At 73.8% G+C, this 15,926-nt stretch carries 14 protein-coding genes; 11 read left to right on the forward strand and 3 right to left on the reverse strand.

Annotated elements, in window-relative coordinates:
• Positions 1 to 15 precede the first annotated feature (15 nt).
• Both M8C17_RS29470 and M8C17_RS29475 read right to left on the reverse strand, forming a co-directional pair.
• A complete protein-coding gene (locus M8C17_RS29470; RefSeq protein ID WP_252419843.1) occupies positions 16 to 810 on the reverse strand; it encodes an anti-sigma factor in 795 nt (264 codons plus the stop codon).
• On the reverse strand, positions 764 to 1,366 hold the full coding sequence (locus M8C17_RS29475) for an RNA polymerase sigma factor (protein ID WP_252419844.1): 603 nt from the start codon (positions 1,364 to 1,366) through the stop codon (positions 764 to 766). Before M8C17_RS29475 ends, M8C17_RS29470 begins: the two co-directional genes overlap by 47 nt.
• Positions 1,367 to 1,596: 230 nt before the next feature.
• On the opposite strand from M8C17_RS29475, the gene M8C17_RS29480 reads away from it, so the two are divergent.
• The 7 genes from M8C17_RS29480 (at position 1,597) to M8C17_RS29510 (ending at position 8,183) form a co-directional block, all read left to right on the forward strand.
• Entirely contained in the window at positions 1,597 to 2,427 is an 831-nt protein-coding gene (locus M8C17_RS29480) for a DUF4397 domain-containing protein (protein ID WP_252419845.1), read from the forward strand.
• The gene (locus M8C17_RS29485) at positions 2,424 to 3,080 is read left to right on the forward strand and encodes a class F sortase (protein WP_252419846.1); all 657 of its coding nucleotides are present in this window, start codon (positions 2,424 to 2,426) and stop codon (positions 3,078 to 3,080) included. The genes M8C17_RS29480 and M8C17_RS29485 overlap by 4 nt, the downstream gene beginning before the upstream one ends.
• A 131-nt stretch (positions 3,081 to 3,211) precedes the next feature.
• The gene (locus tag M8C17_RS29490) at positions 3,212 to 4,387 is read left to right on the forward strand and encodes a cysteine desulfurase family protein (RefSeq protein WP_252419847.1); all 1,176 of its coding nucleotides are present in this window, start codon (positions 3,212 to 3,214) and stop codon (positions 4,385 to 4,387) included.
• A 211-nt stretch (positions 4,388 to 4,598) separates the two neighbouring features.
• A complete protein-coding gene (mnmA, locus tag M8C17_RS29495) occupies positions 4,599 to 5,672 on the forward strand; it encodes a tRNA 2-thiouridine(34) synthase MnmA (RefSeq protein ID WP_252419848.1) in 1,074 nt (357 codons plus the stop codon).
• A gap of 64 nt (positions 5,673 to 5,736) precedes the next feature.
• Positions 5,737 to 6,741, forward strand: coding sequence for a methionine synthase (locus tag M8C17_RS29500; protein ID WP_252419849.1), 1,005 nt, complete (start codon positions 5,737 to 5,739; stop codon positions 6,739 to 6,741).
• Positions 6,742 to 6,777: 36 nt separating this feature from the next.
• Entirely contained in the window at positions 6,778 to 7,143 is a 366-nt protein-coding gene (locus tag M8C17_RS29505) for a VOC family protein (RefSeq protein WP_252419850.1), read from the forward strand.
• Positions 7,144 to 7,172: 29 nt separating this feature from the next.
• The gene (locus tag M8C17_RS29510) at positions 7,173 to 8,183 is read left to right on the forward strand and encodes an ADP-ribosylglycohydrolase family protein (RefSeq protein WP_252419851.1); all 1,011 of its coding nucleotides are present in this window, start codon (positions 7,173 to 7,175) and stop codon (positions 8,181 to 8,183) included.
• Positions 8,184 to 8,226: 43 nt separating this feature from the next.
• Here M8C17_RS29510 and M8C17_RS29515 read toward each other — a convergent pair whose 3' ends face one another.
• A complete protein-coding gene (locus M8C17_RS29515; protein WP_252419852.1) occupies positions 8,227 to 8,760 on the reverse strand; it encodes a type II toxin-antitoxin system PemK/MazF family toxin in 534 nt (177 codons plus the stop codon).
• A gap of 237 nt (positions 8,761 to 8,997) precedes the next feature.
• Between M8C17_RS29515 and ligA the strand changes: the two genes are divergently transcribed.
• From ligA to gatA, 4 genes are all read left to right on the forward strand, one after another.
• Positions 8,998 to 11,133, forward strand: a complete 2,136-nt coding sequence (ligA, locus tag M8C17_RS29520) for an NAD-dependent DNA ligase LigA (protein ID WP_252419853.1) — start codon at positions 8,998 to 9,000, stop codon at positions 11,131 to 11,133.
• A gap of 156 nt (positions 11,134 to 11,289) precedes the next feature.
• Entirely contained in the window at positions 11,290 to 13,926 is a 2,637-nt protein-coding gene (locus M8C17_RS29525; protein WP_252419854.1) for a bifunctional diguanylate cyclase/phosphodiesterase, read from the forward strand.
• A 133-nt stretch (positions 13,927 to 14,059) separates the two neighbouring features.
• Entirely contained in the window at positions 14,060 to 14,365 is a 306-nt protein-coding gene (gatC, locus tag M8C17_RS29530) for an Asp-tRNA(Asn)/Glu-tRNA(Gln) amidotransferase subunit GatC (protein WP_252419855.1), read from the forward strand.
• A gap of 76 nt (positions 14,366 to 14,441) precedes the next feature.
• The gene (gatA, locus tag M8C17_RS29535) at positions 14,442 to 15,917 is read left to right on the forward strand and encodes an Asp-tRNA(Asn)/Glu-tRNA(Gln) amidotransferase subunit GatA (RefSeq protein ID WP_252419856.1); all 1,476 of its coding nucleotides are present in this window, start codon (positions 14,442 to 14,444) and stop codon (positions 15,915 to 15,917) included.
• The last annotated feature ends 9 nt before the right edge of the window (positions 15,918 to 15,926 follow it).

Here is a 15,926-nt window from a genome sequence, read left to right on the forward strand (position 1 = left end):
GAGCCGGCCCGCCGATCAGCCCGTCAGGGTGCCCCTCAGCAGGCTGTCGCCGGAGTGGGCAGGCTTGTTGTCGTACTGCTCGGCGGACACGTCGACCACCGAGTAGCTGCCCAGGTCGACGTTGGGGGGCAGGGGGAGCAGAGCGTCCGGACCGTCACCGAGGGTGCCGACCGAGAACATCTTCATCGTCGTCGGGTTGATGAGCCATACCTCGTAGTACCCCGCCACGCGCGGGAGATTCACCACATGCAGATGTAGTTGGCCGCCCTGGAACACCCGGGCGTCACCCGAGGCGTCCGGAGGCGTCGATCCGTACGCCGCCAGTGGCGCGCTGGCCACCACCGCCCGCGTCGGTGCGGGCGCCGGGTCGTCCGGCCGCAGCACGGCGACGGTGCCCACCACGCCGATCGCCGCGGCGGCGGCAGCGGTCGCCGCGGTGGCCGCCCAGCGGGACCAGCCACCGCGCCGGCGACCCCGGGACCGGCCCGTCGACCCCGGCCCGGTCGCCCCCGGGGCGGGCCGGACCGCGTCGTCGGTCGGCTCGGACGCCCGCTGCCGGACGGCCCCGGTCAGCGACGGCAGCTCCTCTGCCGCTCTGATCTGCGCCGTGATGCCCTGCCAGACGTGGTCCGGCGGGTCGGGCAGGTCACCCAGGCCCTGTGTCTCCACGCCGAGCCCGGCCACCTGCTGGAGGGTCTCCATCTCCAGCTGGCAGTGCGCGCAGGTGTCGAGGTGGGTGCTCTCCCCGTTGTCCGCCTCGCTCTCACCGAGCGCCAGAAAGACCAGCCTGTCGTGGTCCAGGTGCTGCACCGTCCACCTCCCATCTGCGTTTCAAGCTCGCCATGCCGCGCCGGATGTGACTCTTCACGGTGCCCAACGGCACGCCGGTCACCGTGGCTATCTGCTGGTGTGTCAGGTCGTCGTAGAAGGCCAGCTCCAGCATCCGTCGCTGGTCGTCGGGGAGGCGAGCCAGCTCGTCGGCGATCACCAGCCGGTCCACCACCCGGTCCGGGTCCGGACCGGTCTGCGCCGGCTCGGGCAGCTGCCGGACGGTCTCGACCGCCCGGGTCTCGCGGGCCGAGGCCCGCATCCGGTCGATCACCTTGCGTCGGCCGATGCCCAGCAGCCAGCCGACCAGCGACCCCTTGGCCGGGTCGAACGTGTCGCGCCCCAGCCAGGCGGCGACGAACGTCGCCTGGGTGACGTCCTCGGCGTCGCTGCGGTTGGCCAGCATGGAGGTCGCCAGGTGGAGCACGGCCCGACCGTACCGGTCGTACGCCTCGCGGAGCGCCACCTCGTCGCCGGCGCGGAACCGGGATGCGAGGTCGTCCACCGGTGGGTCCGGTTCCTGCGGTCTGGCCGTCATCGGGCGGATCGCCTTCGATGGGGCATGCCCGACTGTAGCTCCCACAGTCTCCGCCCCACTCTCCCCGGTCGATGTCATCTCACCAGCTCTTCGTTCCCCGGGCCCGTTCCGGATGCGGACCGCGGCGAAAAAGAAAGGTGGCGTCGGGGCGCATCCACCCGTCGCGGAGCCGGCGTAACCCGTTCTGCAAGCCAGCCTGACGAATCAGCACCAACCACCAGGAGGCAGACATGCAGCTCTCGTACTTCCGTCGGGTCGCGGCGGGCGGTGCCGTCGCCGCGCTGGCCTTCGCGGGCGTCGGCGCGCTCACCGCCACCCCGGCCTACGCCGCCACGTCGAAGGTCTCCGTCGTGCACGGGATCCCGGACACCCCGGTCGACGTCTACGTCAACGGCGAGAAGACGCTGGACAACTTCAAGCCCGGTGACGTGGCCGGTCCGCTGAACCTGGAGGAGGGCGAGTACGACATCGCGCTCACCAAGCCGGGCGAGCCGGTCGGCAGCGCGATCCTGAAGGTCGACAACGCCGCGGTGCCGGGCGGGGCGAACATCAGCATCGCCGCCCATCTCGACGCGGCCGGCCAGCCCAAGATCACTCCGTTCGTGAACGACGTGTCGAAGGTCGACGCCGGCAAGGCCCGGCTGATCGTCCGGCACACCGCCGCCGCCCCGGCGGTGGACGTGCGCGCCGGCGGCACCCCCGTGTTCGAGGAGCTGACCAACCCGAACGAGGCCAAGGGCGACGTCGACGCGGGCAGCGTGAAGGCCGACGTCGTGCTCGCCGGCACCGACACGGTGGCGATCGGCCCGGCCGACCTCGACCTCAGGGAGGGCACGGCGACGATCGTCTACGCCATCGGCTCCGCCGAGGGCAAGACCCTCGACGTGGTGGCCCAGACCATCACCGGCCTGCACTCCGCCCCGGGCGGCGTGCCGAGCGGTGACGGTGGTCAGGCCGGCACCGGCGTGGGCACCTGGTGGTACGTGCTCGCCGGCGCCGGCGTCCTGCTGCTGCTCGGCGGCGGGGCGCGGGTGGCCACCGCCCGGACTCCTCGCCGGTGACGGTGCGCAACCGCGGCGCGCTGGCGGCCATGGCCGCCGGCGCTGCCGCGCTCACCGTCGCCGCCCTGGTGGCGTGCGGCTCCCAGCCGGCCGGGAACGTCGGCGCGGAGGAGGCGAGCACACTGGCCAGCCCCACCTCGGCCCCACCGGCCGCCGCCCCGTCGGTCCCGGTGACCGCCGGGGAGCTGCCGGCCGGTGCCGAGATCGTCCCGCCGGTCCGGCTGGTGATCCCGGAGATCGACGTCACCGCCACGGTCAACGCCGTCGGCATCAACGAGCGGACCAACGAGTTCGAGGTGCCGCCGAGCGTCGACCAGATCGGCTGGTACCGGTACGGCCCCGGCCTGGAGGCGGGCGCCGGCTCGGTGGTGATCGCCGGCCACGTGGACAGCGCCACGCAGGGCAGGGGAGCGTTCTTCCGGCTGCGGGAGCTGGACCAGGGCGACACCCTGACCGCGACCGGCAGCGACGGCACGGCCAGGCGGTACCGGGTCGTCGCCCGGGAGGAGTACGCCAAGACCAGGATCCCGCTGGACCGGTACTTCGCCCGGGACGGCAAGCCGCGGCTGACCCTGATCACCTGCGGTGGGCCGTTCGATGCCAAGGCCCGCAGGTACCGCGACAACATCGTCGTCACGGCGGTGCCCGCCTGAGCCGCCGGGCTGGGCTCACCCAGGAGCGGGCGTCGGGCCGGGGTGGGAAGGGAGGCCTTCCCGCCCCGGCCGTTCACCGGGGTCCCCTCCGCCATCCGGCCCCCGATCAGTCGGCCGTACGCTGAACGGTGATGGCTTACCTGGATCACGCGGCGACCACTCCGATGCTCGACGAGGCACTGGAGGCGTACGTCGCCACCGCCCGCGAGGTTGGCAACGCGTCCTCTCTGCACGCGGCGGGTCGTCGTGCCCGCCGCCGGGTCGAGGAGTCCCGCGAGCGGGTGGCGGCCGTCCTGGGCGCCCGGCCGTCCGAGGTCATCTTCACCGGTGGTGGCACCGAGAGTGACAACCTCGCGGTCAAGGGCATCTTCTGGGCCCGCCGGGGAGCCGACGCCGACCGCCGGCGGGTGGTCTCCAGTGCCGTCGAGCACCACGCCGTGCTGGACGCGGTGGACTGGCTGGCCGAACACGAGGGCGCCGAGGTCGGGTGGCTGCCGGTGGACGCCGCCGGCCGGCTCGACCCGGAGGCCCTGCGCGCCGAACTGGCCGCGCACGCCGACCGGGTCGCCGTGGTCACCGCGATGTGGGCCAACAACGAGGTGGGCACCGTCCAACCGGTGGCCGAGCTGGCCGCCGTCGCCGCCGAGCACGGCGTGCCGTTCCACACCGACGCCATCCAGGCCGTCGGTCAGGTGCCGGTCGACTTCGGCGCCAGCGGGGTCGCCGCGCTGACCGTCACCGGGCACAAACTGGGCGGCCCGACCGGGGTGGGCGCGCTGCTGCTGGCCCGGGACGTGGCCGCGACGCCGCTGCTGCACGGCGGCGGCCAGGAACGCGACGTACGCTCCGGCACCCTGGACACCGCCGGCATCGTCGCCTTCGCGGTCGCCGTCGAGTCGGCGGTCAAGGGCCAGCAGGAGTACGCGGCCCGGGTGGCCGCGCTGCGCGACGACCTGATCGAGCGGGTCCGTCAGGCGGTGCCCGAGGTGATCTACAACGGTGACCCGGTCGACCGGTTGCCCGGCAACGCCCACTTCTCCTTCCCCGGATGTGAGGGCGACGCCCTGCTGCTCCTGCTGGACGCCCAGGGCATCGCCTGCTCGACGGGCTCGGCCTGCTCGGCAGGGGTGGCCCAACCCTCGCACGTGCTGCTGGCGATGGGCGCCGACGACGACCGCGCCCGCTCCTCGCTGCGTTTCACCCTCGGTCACAGCAGCACGCAGGCCGAGATCGACGCGCTCGTCGCCGCCCTCCCGGCGGCTGTCGACCGCGCCCGCCGAGCCGCCGCCCCCCGCACCCCCCGCTGAAACCCCGAGTCCCCACGCCCACCCCGCACCCGCGTAGACCGCAAGCCCTCACCCTCCTCGCGATCTTGCACTTTCGGTCTGCCATTCGCGGCTTTTGCGGCATACGTCGAGGCGGAAACTGCAAGATCGCGGCGGGCAGGGGCGGGCGGGGTGCGGGCGCGGGGGTTTGCGGGGTCGGGTGGATAGGGTGGTGTGGGGAAGGGAGTGGCTGGTGAGGGTGTTGGCGGCGATGTCGGGCGGGGTTGACTCGGCCGTGGCGGCGGCGCGGGCGGTGGCGGCCGGGCACGACGTGACCGGCGTGCACCTCGCGCTGGCCCGCAATCCACAGACCTACCGGACCGGGGCGCGCGGCTGCTGCACCCTGGAGGACTCCCGCGACGCCCGGCGGGCGGCCGACGTGATCGGCATCCCGTTCTACGTGTGGGACATGGCCGACCGGTTCCACGCCGACGTGGTGGACGACTTCGTCGCCGAGTACGCCGCCGGCCGTACGCCGAATCCGTGCCTGCGCTGCAACGAGAAGATCAAGTTCACCGCGGTGCTGGACCGGGCGGTGGCTCTGGGCTTCGACGCGGTCGTGACCGGCCACCACGCCCGGCTCGGCACCGACGGGCTGCTGCGGCGCAGCGTCGACGTGGCCAAGGACCAGTCGTACGTGCTGGCCGTGCTCACCCGTGAGCAGCTCGACCGGTCCATGTTCCCGCTCGGCGACTCCACCAAGGCGCAGGTCCGCGCGGAGGCCGCCGAGCGTGGCCTGGCGGTCGCCGACAAGCCCGACTCGCACGACATCTGCTTCATCGCCGACGGCGACACCCGTGGTTTCCTGGCCGGTCGGCTCGGTGCGGCACCGGGCGACGTGGTCGACGCGAGCACCGGCGCCGTCGTCGGCAGCCACACCGGCGCGTACGCGTACACGGTGGGCCAGCGTCGCGGGCTGCACCTGGACCGGCCCGCACCGGACGGACGGCCGCGCTACGTGCTCTCCATCACGCCGAAGACCAACACGGTGACGGTCGGCCCGGCCGAGGCGCTGGAGGTGTCCCAGGTGCACGCCGAGCGGCCGGTCTGGACCGGTGGCCCGCGCCCGGACGCGCCGGTCGAGTGCGACGTGCAGTTGCGGGCGCACGGCGAGGTCGTGCCGGCCACCGTGGCCCTCGACGGTGACCGGCTGCACGCCGAGCTGCGTCGGCCGGTGCGCGGCGTCGCCGCTGGTCAGGCCGTCGTGGCGTACCGGCCGGACCCGGCCGGTGACGTCGTCCTCGGCTCCGCCACCATCTCCGGCTGACCGGGCGGACGACCGGCTCGGCCGTCGCCGCCCGGGCGGTCGACGTACCGGATACCCTTCCGCCGTGACAGATCAGGCGTGGCCCTGGCCGGCCGGCGCGGCGACCGGCATCGGTTCGCTTCCCGGCACCGACATTGCCGAGGCGCAACGGGTGGTCCTCGGCGAGCTTCCCGCGCTGCCCCACCTACCCGAGCTGCCGGCCCGCGGCCCAGGGGCCGACCTCATCGGTCGCACCGCCGGGCTGCTGGTCGAGCTGCCCGTCGAGCTGTACACGGGTCGTTGGCGGGTCGCCCCACGGCCGGGCCGCGACCTGCGCCGCACCCGCGACCTGCTGGAACGCGACCTGGACCAACTCGCCGAGCAGGCCGAGGAGTACGCCGGCCCGATCAAGGTGCAGGCCGGCGGCCCGCTCACCCTGGCCGCCGCCCTGGAGCTGCCGATCGGCGGCCGGCTGCTGCGCGACCCCGGCGCGGTCCGTGACCTCACCGGCTCCCTCGCCGAAGGGCTGCGCGCGCACGTCGCGGCGGTCACCCGGCGACTGCCCCGCGCCTCGGTGCTGCTCCAACTGGACGAGCCGTCGCTGCCGACCGTGCTGGCCGGGCACGTGCCCACCGAGAGCGGGCTGGGCGCGTACCGGGCCATGGACTCGGTGGACGCCGCGGCGCTGCTGCGCACGGTGGTGGAGGCGGTCGGCGTACCGACCGTGGTGCACTGCTGCGCCCCCGACGTGCCGCTGGAGCTGATCCGCTCGACCGGCGCCGTCGCGGTCGCCCTCGACCTGGATCTGCTCACCGAACTGGACCCGCTGGGCGAGACGATCGACGCCGGCCTCGGGTTGCTGATCGGCGCCGCGCCGACCCGGCCGCCGTCGACCGGTCAGGCGCCGACCTCCGCACAGATCGCCGACCGGGTACGCCAGCTCTGGGACCGGCTCGGCTTCCCCCGTCGGCAGCTCGCCGAGCAGGTGGTCGTCACCCCGGCATGCGGCCTGGCCGGCGCCACCCCGGAGTACGCCCGGACGGTGCTGGCCGCCTGCCGCGACGCCGGCCGGCGCCTCGTCGAGGACTGACGTTTCCTGTCGTACCCGCTGGGCAGGATGACGGTCATGATTGGACAGCTACGTTCAGTGGTGATCGACTGCCCGGATCCGCGCGCGCTGGCGGCGTTCTACTCGGAGTTGCTCGGCGTGCCTCTGGTCGAGGGTGCCTCCGACGACGAGTGGGTGGTGCTCGGTGGCCCTCCCGGGCACCAGCCGCGGCTGGCGTTCCAGCGGGCACTCAACCTGCGTCCGCCGGCCTGGCCCGATCCGGAGCGCCCGCAGCAGTTCCACCTCGACGTGACGGTGGACGACATCGAGGCCGCCGAGAAGGCGGCACTCGCGCTCGGCGCCCGCCGGCTGCCGGGCGAGGGCGAGGGCTTCCGGGTCTACGCCGACCCCGTCGGCCACCCGTTCTGCCTCTGCTGGGACTGAGCTGGCGTGGATCACGGTGGCCGGGCACGATGGCCGCCGTGATCCACCACCCTCCACTGCGCGCGTCCGGCTCGCTCTTCGGTCTCGCCTACGGCGACGCGTTGGGCAAGCCGACCGAGTTCCTGTCCGTCTCGGAGATCGTGCGCCGGTACGGCCCGACCGGTCCGCGTGAGCTGTCCGGTCAGCCGGCGATGGTCACCGACGACACCCAGATGGCGTTGGCGGTGGGCTGGGCGCTGCACGAGGCGCCGTCGTTCACCCCGGAGGCTGTGGAGCCGCTGCTGCGGCGGCGCTTCCTGGCCTGGGCGGTCAGTCCGGACAACAACCGTGCCCCGGGCATGACCTGCCTGCGCGCCTGCGGGGAGCTGGGTCGCGGGCTCCGCTGGCAGGAGGCGACGGTGAGCGGGTCGAAGGGGTGCGGGGCCAACATGCGGGTGACGCCGGTCGGGTTGCTCGACGTGGACCTGGACACGCTGGCAGGGCTGGCCCAGTTGCAGGCCGGGTTGACCCACGGGCACCCGACCGGGCTGGCTGCCAGCGAGCTCACCGCGTACGCGGTCTTCGCACTGCGCGGGGGCGCGACGCTGGCCGAGCTTCCGGAGATTCTCACCGAGCGGGCGCAGGCCCAGCGCCGGGTGTACCGGGAGCAGTGGCTGGGTGACCTCTGGCAGCGCCCCGGGGCCCGCACCCCGGAGGACTTCATCGCCCAGGGATGGGACGAGTGCCTGACGGTGCTGGGCCGCCTGACGAACGCCCTGGGCCAGCCCGATGATGGCGGTGACCCGTGCCGGGTCACCGGCGAGGGCTGGGTGGCCGAGGAGGCGTTGGCCACAGCACTGCTCTGCGCGGTACGGCACGCCGACGACCCGGTCGCCGCGCTGGCGCGCGGTGCGACCACCGCGGGGGACTCCGACTCGATCGCCGCCCTGGCCGGCGCCTTCGTGGGTGCGGCCCTCGGCATGACCGCCTGGCCGTCGGGCTGGGTCGACCAGATCGAGTACGCCGACCAGCTCGCCGTGCTCGGCGTGGCCTGGGACTGATCGCACTGCCGGACCGGCAGGAGTGCGGACGGGCGCGGGCCGGTCAGGCGGTGGGCAGGTGGCGCAGGCTGCGGACCCGCCGCCACAGGTCGGCGTCGCACCTGCCGGCCCGGTCGGCGAAGGCCGCCGAGCTGATCCGGGTCGGTTCGGTGAGGCTCAGGTAGCTGTCGTGCTCGGCGTCGGGGTCCCATTCCCGGGTGGGGATGCGCACGTGGTCGTCCCGGTCGCTCTTGTCCTGGCTGGTGATCTTCAGGACGTCGGCGCCCCGGGAGTCGGCGCGCAGCACCAGACACGGCCGGACCTTGGACCCGCTGCCGTCGGCGTACGGCACGTCGGCCCACCAGATCTCGCCCGGTGCCGGCGTGCCCGTCGCACGGTCGGCGTCGCGCGGCCGCGGCTTGGCGGCCGGCCGGTCGCCGCCGCGCGGCCGGGGCGGTGCGGGCCTGCGGCCACCGGGGCGCGCCGTGGTGGCCCGACCCGGCCGACGGTTCGCCACCCGGTGCCGCCAGCTGTTCCACGCCCAGCCGGCGACCACCGCCAGCAGGATCGCCCCCGCCCAGAGCAGCACCTCGGGCATCGCGGACCTCCACCTCAGCGCGGCGCGCCGGCCGCACCGTCCGGCGATCCTCGCACGCCCGTCGCCGCGCCGCCCGCCGACCACACCGCAGCCCGGCCGGTCCTCGGCGAGGAGTCCCCTGATCACAGGGACGCGCGGGAGGCCGGCGCGGGTGGGCAGCGGATTGTCCGACCGGCCCGATACGGTGCCGGAGTAGCGTGATCAGGGGAGGTCGCAGGCGTGTCCGAAGGTGGCGGGGTGTCCGAGGAGCAGATCGGTCAGCAGGTCAGCCCGGCGCAGGAGGCGGCGGCCGGCGCCGAGCCGACGCCGCAGGCGCGTGAGCAGCACGCGACGCTGAGTCGCGAGTTGACCGAGCACCAGTACCGCTACTACGTGCTGGACGCGCCGATCATCGCCGACGCCGAGTTCGACCGGCAGTTGCGCGAGCTGGAGGCGCTGGAGGAGGAGTTCCCGGCGCTGCGTACGCCGGATTCGCCGACCCAACGGGTGGGTGGCACGTTCTCCACCGACTTCACCCCGGTCACGCACGCCGAGCGCATGCTCTCGCTGGACAATGCCTTCGCCGACGAGGAGCTGGCGGCCTGGGCCGAGCGGGTCGAGCGGGACGCCGGCGGCCCCGTGCCCTACCTCTGCGAGCTCAAGGTCGACGGGTTGGCGATCAACCTGACCTACGAGGCCGGTCGGCTGGTCCGGGCGGCCACCCGGGGTGACGGCCGCACCGGCGAGGACGTCATGGCCAACGTGCGCAGCATCCGCGACGTGCCCAGCCAGCTCACGCCGTCCGCCGAGTTCCCGGACATTCCCGAGCTGCTGGAGGTCCGGGGCGAGATCTACTTCCCGATCGCCGCGTTCGCCGACCTCAACGCCGGGCTAGTGGAGCAGGGCCGGGCTCCGTTCGCCAACCCGCGCAACGCCGCGGCCGGCAGTCTGCGGCAGAAGGACCCGAGGGTCACCGCCTCGCGGCCGCTGCGCCTGGTCGTGCACGGCATCGGTGCCCGCCGGGGGTTCCAGCCGGCGGCGCAGTCCGAGTCGTACACCGCGCTGAAGGCGTGGGGGCTGCCGACCAGCGACCGGTGGCGGGTGGTGCCGGATCTGGGCGGTGTGGCCGAGTACATCGCCTACTACGCCGAGCACCGGCACGACGTCGAGCACGAGATCGACGGCGTGGTGGTCAAGGTCGACCCGGTCTCGATCCAGGGCCGGCTCGGCTCGACCAGCCGCGCCCCGCGCTGGGCAATCGCCTTCAAGTACCCGCCGGAGGAGGTCACCACCAAGCTGCTCGACGTCGACGTCAACGTGGGCCGCACCGGCCGGGTCACCCCGTTCGCCGTTCTCGAACCGGTGCGGGTTGCCGGCTCCACCGTCGCGCTCGCCACCCTGCACAACGCCCGGGAGGTGGAGCGCAAGGGTGTGCTGATCGGCGACACGGTGGTGCTGCGCAAGGCCGGTGACGTGATTCCCGAGGTGCTCGGCCCGGTGGTCGAGCTGCGCCCGCCCGACGCCCGGCCGTTCGTCATGCCCACCACCTGCCCGGCGTGCGGCACCCCCCTCGCGCCGTCCAAGGAGGGCGACGTCGACATCCGTTGCCCCAACACCCGCAGCTGCCCGGCGCAGCTACGCGAGCGGGTGTTCCACCTCGCGGGTCGCGGCGCGTTCGACATCGAGGTGCTCGGCTACAAGGGTGCCGCGGCGTTGCTGGACGCGCAGATCATCACCGACGAGGGTGACCTGTTCCAGCTCGACGCCGAGCAGCTGTCCCGGTCCCCGTTCTTCGTCAACAAGGACGGCAGCCTCGGCTCCAACGCCACCAAGTTGCTGGACAATCTGGCGGTCGCCCGTGAGCGCGACCTGTGGCGGGTGCTGGTGGCGCTCTCCATCCGGCACGTCGGCCCCACGGCGGCCCAGGCGCTCGCCCGGCACTTCCGCTCCATGGAGGCCATCGACGCGGCCAGCGAGGAGGAACTCTCCTCGGTCGACGGGGTCGGGCCGACCATCGCGGCCAGCATCCGGGAGTGGTTCGCCGTGGACTGGCACCGCGAGGTGGTCCGCAAGTGGGCCGAGGCGGGCGTACGGATGGCGGAGGAGGCGGTCGACGAGGGGCCGCGCCCGTTGGAGGGGCTGACCGTGGTGGTGACCGGCACGCTCGCCGGTTTCTCCCGGGACCAGGCCGCCGAGGCGGTGCAGAGCCGGGGCGGCAAGGTGAGCGGGTCGGTGTCCAAGAAGACGAGTTTCGTCGTGGTGGGCGACAACCCGGGTTCCAAGGCCGACAAGGCGGCCGGCCTCAAGGTGCCGGTGCTCGACGAGGACGGGTTCCGGCTGCTGCTGGACGAGGGTCCGGACGCCGCGCGGGGGGCCGCCCGGGTGGAGGGCTGACCGCCACCGGTGGCCGGCGCGCCGGCTGCCCGCGTATACCAACTTAATTACGACTACGACCGATTCGTGACTGTCATACCGGGAAACCGGGGGCCGAGGGCGTTTCATAGGGTCACGGCGTGCGCACCGCACGCCGACCGTCGGTCGGGAGGTGTGATGGAGGTCGCCGACCCGCGCAACTTCGTCCCTCCCGGACGGGCGGCGCCGTTCGCCGGCTTCGTCATCGGCATCCTGGCGGTCGCCGCCCTGACCGCCGCCGGTCCACTCGCGACACTGCCCGGCGAGCTGTCCCGGCTGCCGGTGGCGTTCTGGACGATGGCCGCGCTCGCCGTGGTCTGCGACGCCCGTCCGTTCGTCCCGCCGGGGCGCCGACAGTCCTCCGCCGTCTTCCCGTCCACCTGCTTCACCTTCGCGATCCTGCTCGGGTGGGGGCTCGGTCCGGCCGTCGCCGTGCAGGCGGTGGGGGTGGTCGTGTCGGGCTGGCGGATGCGGCACGCCGCGTGGCGGACCGCGTTCAACGTCGGCCAGTACGCCTGCGCCCTCGCCGCCGCGTACGCGGTCATCCAGCTCGGGCCGGGCACCATCTTCTCGGGCGGCCGGTTGCACTGGACCGACGTGGCCGCCGTCGGCGGCGCCACGATGGCCTGGTTCGTGGTCAACTACGGGCTGGTGAGCTGGGCGGTGCGGCTGCGCTTCGGCGGTCGGTGGTGGCCCACCGTCCGGCAGGGCCTCGGCTTCGAACTGCTCTCCACCGGCTCGCTGCTGCTGCTCGCACCGGTGCTGGTCGCTGCCGCGCGTGTCAGCGCGGCCCTCATCCCGCTGGTGCTGGTGCCGCTCTTCGCCGTCTACCGGATGGCCCGGCTCACCGTGGAGCAGCAGCACCTCGCCGCCGCCGACCCGCTCACCGGGCTGCCCAACCGCAAGGCGCTGCTGACCGAGGTGGCGGAGCAGGTGCACCTGCACGCCGAGCGGACCGCGCGCGGCGAACCCGACGGGCACCTGGCGTTGCTGCTGATCGACCTGGACCGCTTCAAGAACGTCAACGACGCGCTCGGGCACGCCGTGGGCGACCGGCTGCTGGTCGAGGTCAGCGCCCGGCTCACCGACGTGGAACCCCGACCGCAGATGGTCGCCCGGCTCGGCGGGGACGAGTTCGCCATCGTGATGACCGGGCTGACCGACGCGAGTCAGGCGCGGGACCTGGCCGACCGCGTGGTCGCGGCGCTGGCCGAGCCGGTCCCGCTGGACGGGTTGCCCTTGGACGTGGGCGGTTCGATCGGGATCGCCCTCTTCCCCGAGCACGGCGAGGACTTCGCCACCCTGATGCGCCACGCCGACGTGGCGATGTACGACGCCAAGCACCGCAACGACACGGTGGCGCTGTACGCCCCGGAGTCCGACCACAACTCCGCCGAGCGGCTCGGCCTCCTCGCCGACCTGCGCCGCGTGCTGGAGTCCGGCCCGTCGGCCGACGAGCGACTCGACTCCGGGCCTGCGGGGCAGGCTCACCCGGCGGGGCAGGCCGACGGGAACGGGCCGGCTGAGCCGGAGCCGGCCGTCGACGTACCCCTTCCGGTGTTGGCGGAGGTGCGCGGCGGGGACGGTGCGGCCCTGCCCGACGGTGACCTGGCCGCCGAGGCCGCGCCGCACGCGGGTGCGGCCCCGGTGATCGCCGCCGCGCCGCGCGTCGGCGGCCGGTGGTGGGGTCGCCGGCCGCGGCCCGACGCCGGGTTGGTGCACGCTGACGAGCTGATCAACCGGATCGCCACCGGAGCGGACCCGATCCGTGGCCGCAACACCCGCGCCACGGTGGCCGGCGCCCGCACCGGTCCGGCCCGGGACCGGCACTCCGGGGGTGGGCGGGGGCGTCGTTCGCCGAACGGAAGCACGTTGCCGGCCCTCGTGCCGAGCGACGGAGGCCCCGGCCCCCGGCGTGACGTCGGGCCGGGCCTCGGGGGGCAACCGGTCGAGTCGACCGGGTGGGCGCACCACGGCGGCGAGCCGGCCGACGATGCCGGCGAGATCACCATGTACTACCAGCCGCAGATCGCCATCGCGACCGGCGAGGTGGTCGGCGTCGAGGCCCTGCTGCGGTGGCGGCACCCGCGCCGGGGCATGGTCGACCCGGAGGAGCTGATCCGGGTCGCCGAGCAGAGCGCGGTGATGCGGCTGCTCACCCGGCGGGTGGTCGACGACGTGGTGGAGCAGCTCGCCAAGTGGTCGGCGGCCGGCATCGGGCTGCGCGCGGCGTTGAACGTGAGCGTGCGCGACCTGCACACCGGTGAGATCGCCGACCAGATCGCCGACCGGCTGGCCCGCTACGGGGTGCCGGCCGAGCGACTGCAACTGGAGATCACCGAGGGTGCCCTGATGGCCGACCCGCGTCGGGTGCTGGCGACGATCTCCCGGCTGCACGGCATCGGGGTGGCCATCGCCCTGGACGACTTCGGCACCGGGTATTCCTCCCTGCAACACCTGCGTCGGCTACCGCTGTCGGAGGTGAAGGTGGACCGGTCGTTCGTACTCGGCATGGCCGACGACGCCGACGACGCGGCGATCGTCCGATCGATGATCGAGCTGGCCGGCGCGCTGGGCCTGCGGGTGGTCGCCGAGGGCGTCGAGGACGAGCGAACCTGGCGGATGCTGCACGCCGCGGGCTGCGACGCCGCGCAGGGCTGGTTCTACGCCCGACCGATGCCCGCCGAGGAACTGGTCACGTGGCTGGCCCGGTACCGGCCGGTCCGCCCTACCGGTGGCCCGGAACCGGACGGCGGCCGTCGTCCCACCCGTTGACCCGGCGGAGGGGGAGTCGGGGACGCGGCACGGGAGCGGAACAATAGACTCGCTCCGGTCACCGCGCGTCACGCTCCACCCGTCGCGCGGCCGGCACACCGCCCGACCAGCAGGACATCAGAAGGGGGCACGGATGGCCGCCATCTCCCGCGAGGAGGTCGCGCACCTGGCGCGCCTGTCGCGGCTCGCCGTCACCGAGGAGGAGCTGGACACCTTCGCCGGCCAGCTCGACGTGATCCTCCAGGCGGTCGCCCAGGTCGGCGAGGTCGCCGCGGCGGACATCCCGCCGACCTCGCACTCGGTGCCGCTGACCAACATCTTCCGCGAGGACGTGGTCACGCCGTGCCTGACCCCGGAGGAAGTGCTGTCGGGCGCGCCGGACGCCGAGGACCAGCGGTTCCGCGTACCGCGGATCCTGACCGAGGATGTGGCCTCATGAGCGAGCGCCAGCGAGCGAATCAGCGTTGCAGCGCGGTGGTGCCTCATGGCGTCACGGAGCGAAGCGGAGTGACGGCATGAGCGACTTGACCAGAATGACCGCGACGGAGATCGCCGCGCTGGTCGCCGGCGGTGAGACCTCCGCCGTCGAGGTGACCCGGGCACACCTGGACCGGATCGCCGCCGTGGACGACCGGGTGCACGCCTTCCTGCACGTCGACACCGACGGCGCGCTCGCCGCGGCCCGCTCGGTCGACGAGCGCCGGGCCGCCGGCGAGGAGCTGGGCCCGCTGGCCGGGGTGCCGGTCGCGGTGAAGGACGTGCTCGCCACCCGTGGCGTGCCGACCACCGTGGGGTCGAAGATCCTGGAGGGCTGGCGCCCGCCGTACGACGCGACGATCGTGCAGCGGTTGCGCGACGCCGGCACGGTGATGCTCGGCAAGACGAACATGGACGAGTTCGCCATGGGCTCCTCCACCGAGTACTCGGCCTACGGCCCCACGCACAACCCGTGGGACCTGAGCCGGATCCCGGGCGGCTCCGGTGGCGGCAGCGCCGCCGCGCTGGCCGCGTACGAGGCGCCGCTGGCCATCGGCTCGGACACCGGCGGCTCGATCCGCCAGCCCGGCGCGGTCACCGGCACCGTCGGCGTGAAGCCCACCTACGGCGGCACCTCCCGCTACGGGCTGGTCGCCTTCTCCTCGTCGCTGGACACTCCCGGCCCGTGCGCCCGTACGGTGCTCGACGCGGCCCTGCTGCACCAGGTGATCGGCGGGCACGACCCGCGCGACTCCACCTCGATCCCCCAGCCGGTGCCGGACGTGGTGGCGGCGGCGAAGCTCGGCGCGACCGGCGACCTGACCGGCGTACGGCTCGGCATCGTCAGCGAGTTCGTCGGCGAGGGTGCCGAGCCGGGCGTGATGGCGGCGTTCCGGGAGTCGGTGGACGCCCTCGCGAAGCTGGGTGCGGAGATCGTCGAGGTGTCCTGCCCGACGTTCGCCTACGCGCTGCCGGCGTACTACCTGATCGCGCCGAGCGAGTGCTCCTCCAACCTGGCCCGGTTCGACGGCGTCCGGTTCGGCCTGCGGGTCGGGGACGACGGAAACCGGTCGCTGGAGGAGGTCATGTCGCTGACCCGGGAGGCCGGTTTCGGCCCGGAGGTCAAGCGGCGCATCATGATCGGCACGTACGCGCTGTCCTCGGGTTACTACGACGCGTACTACGGGCAGGCGCAGAAGGTCCGGACGCTCATCACCCGGGACTTCACCACCGCCTTCGAGCGGGTCGACGCGCTGATCTCGCCGACCACCCCGTCGGTGGCGTTCCCGATGGGCGCGCGCACCGCCGACCCGTACCAGATGTACCTGGCCGACCTGTTCACCATCCCGACCAACCTGTACGGCGGGCCGGGCATCTCGGTGCCCTGCGGCCTCTCCGAGGGGCTGCCCGTCGGCCTGCAGGTGATGGCCCCGACGATGGCCGACGACCGGATGTACCGGGTCGCCGCCGCGCTGGAGTCCGCGGTCGGCACGTTCACCCCACCGGCACTGTGAGGCAGGAGC

Origin of the sequence: Micromonospora sp. RHAY321 (genome assembly GCF_023896955.1) — a bacterium.
Taxonomy (GTDB): domain Bacteria; phylum Actinomycetota; class Actinomycetes; order Mycobacteriales; family Micromonosporaceae; genus Micromonospora.

Coding starts and splice junctions, on each gene's coding strand:
- M8C17_RS29525 (WP_252419854.1), top strand. CDS start 11,290: ATGGAGGTCGCCGACCCGCGCAACTTCGTCCCTCCCGGACGGGCGGCG.
- M8C17_RS29510 (WP_252419851.1), top strand. CDS start 7,173: ATGGCCGCCGTGATCCACCACCCTCCACTGCGCGCGTCCGGCTCGCTC.
- M8C17_RS29490 (WP_252419847.1), top strand. CDS start 3,212: ATGGCTTACCTGGATCACGCGGCGACCACTCCGATGCTCGACGAGGCA.
- M8C17_RS29515 (WP_252419852.1), bottom strand. CDS start 8,760: ATGCCCGAGGTGCTGCTCTGGGCGGGGGCGATCCTGCTGGCGGTGGTC.
- gatC (WP_252419855.1), top strand. CDS start 14,060: ATGGCCGCCATCTCCCGCGAGGAGGTCGCGCACCTGGCGCGCCTGTCG.
- M8C17_RS29480 (WP_252419845.1), top strand. CDS start 1,597: ATGCAGCTCTCGTACTTCCGTCGGGTCGCGGCGGGCGGTGCCGTCGCC.
- gatA (WP_252419856.1), top strand. CDS start 14,442: ATGAGCGACTTGACCAGAATGACCGCGACGGAGATCGCCGCGCTGGTC.
- M8C17_RS29505 (WP_252419850.1), top strand. CDS start 6,778: ATGATTGGACAGCTACGTTCAGTGGTGATCGACTGCCCGGATCCGCGC.
- M8C17_RS29475 (WP_252419844.1), bottom strand. CDS start 1,366: ATGACGGCCAGACCGCAGGAACCGGACCCACCGGTGGACGACCTCGCA.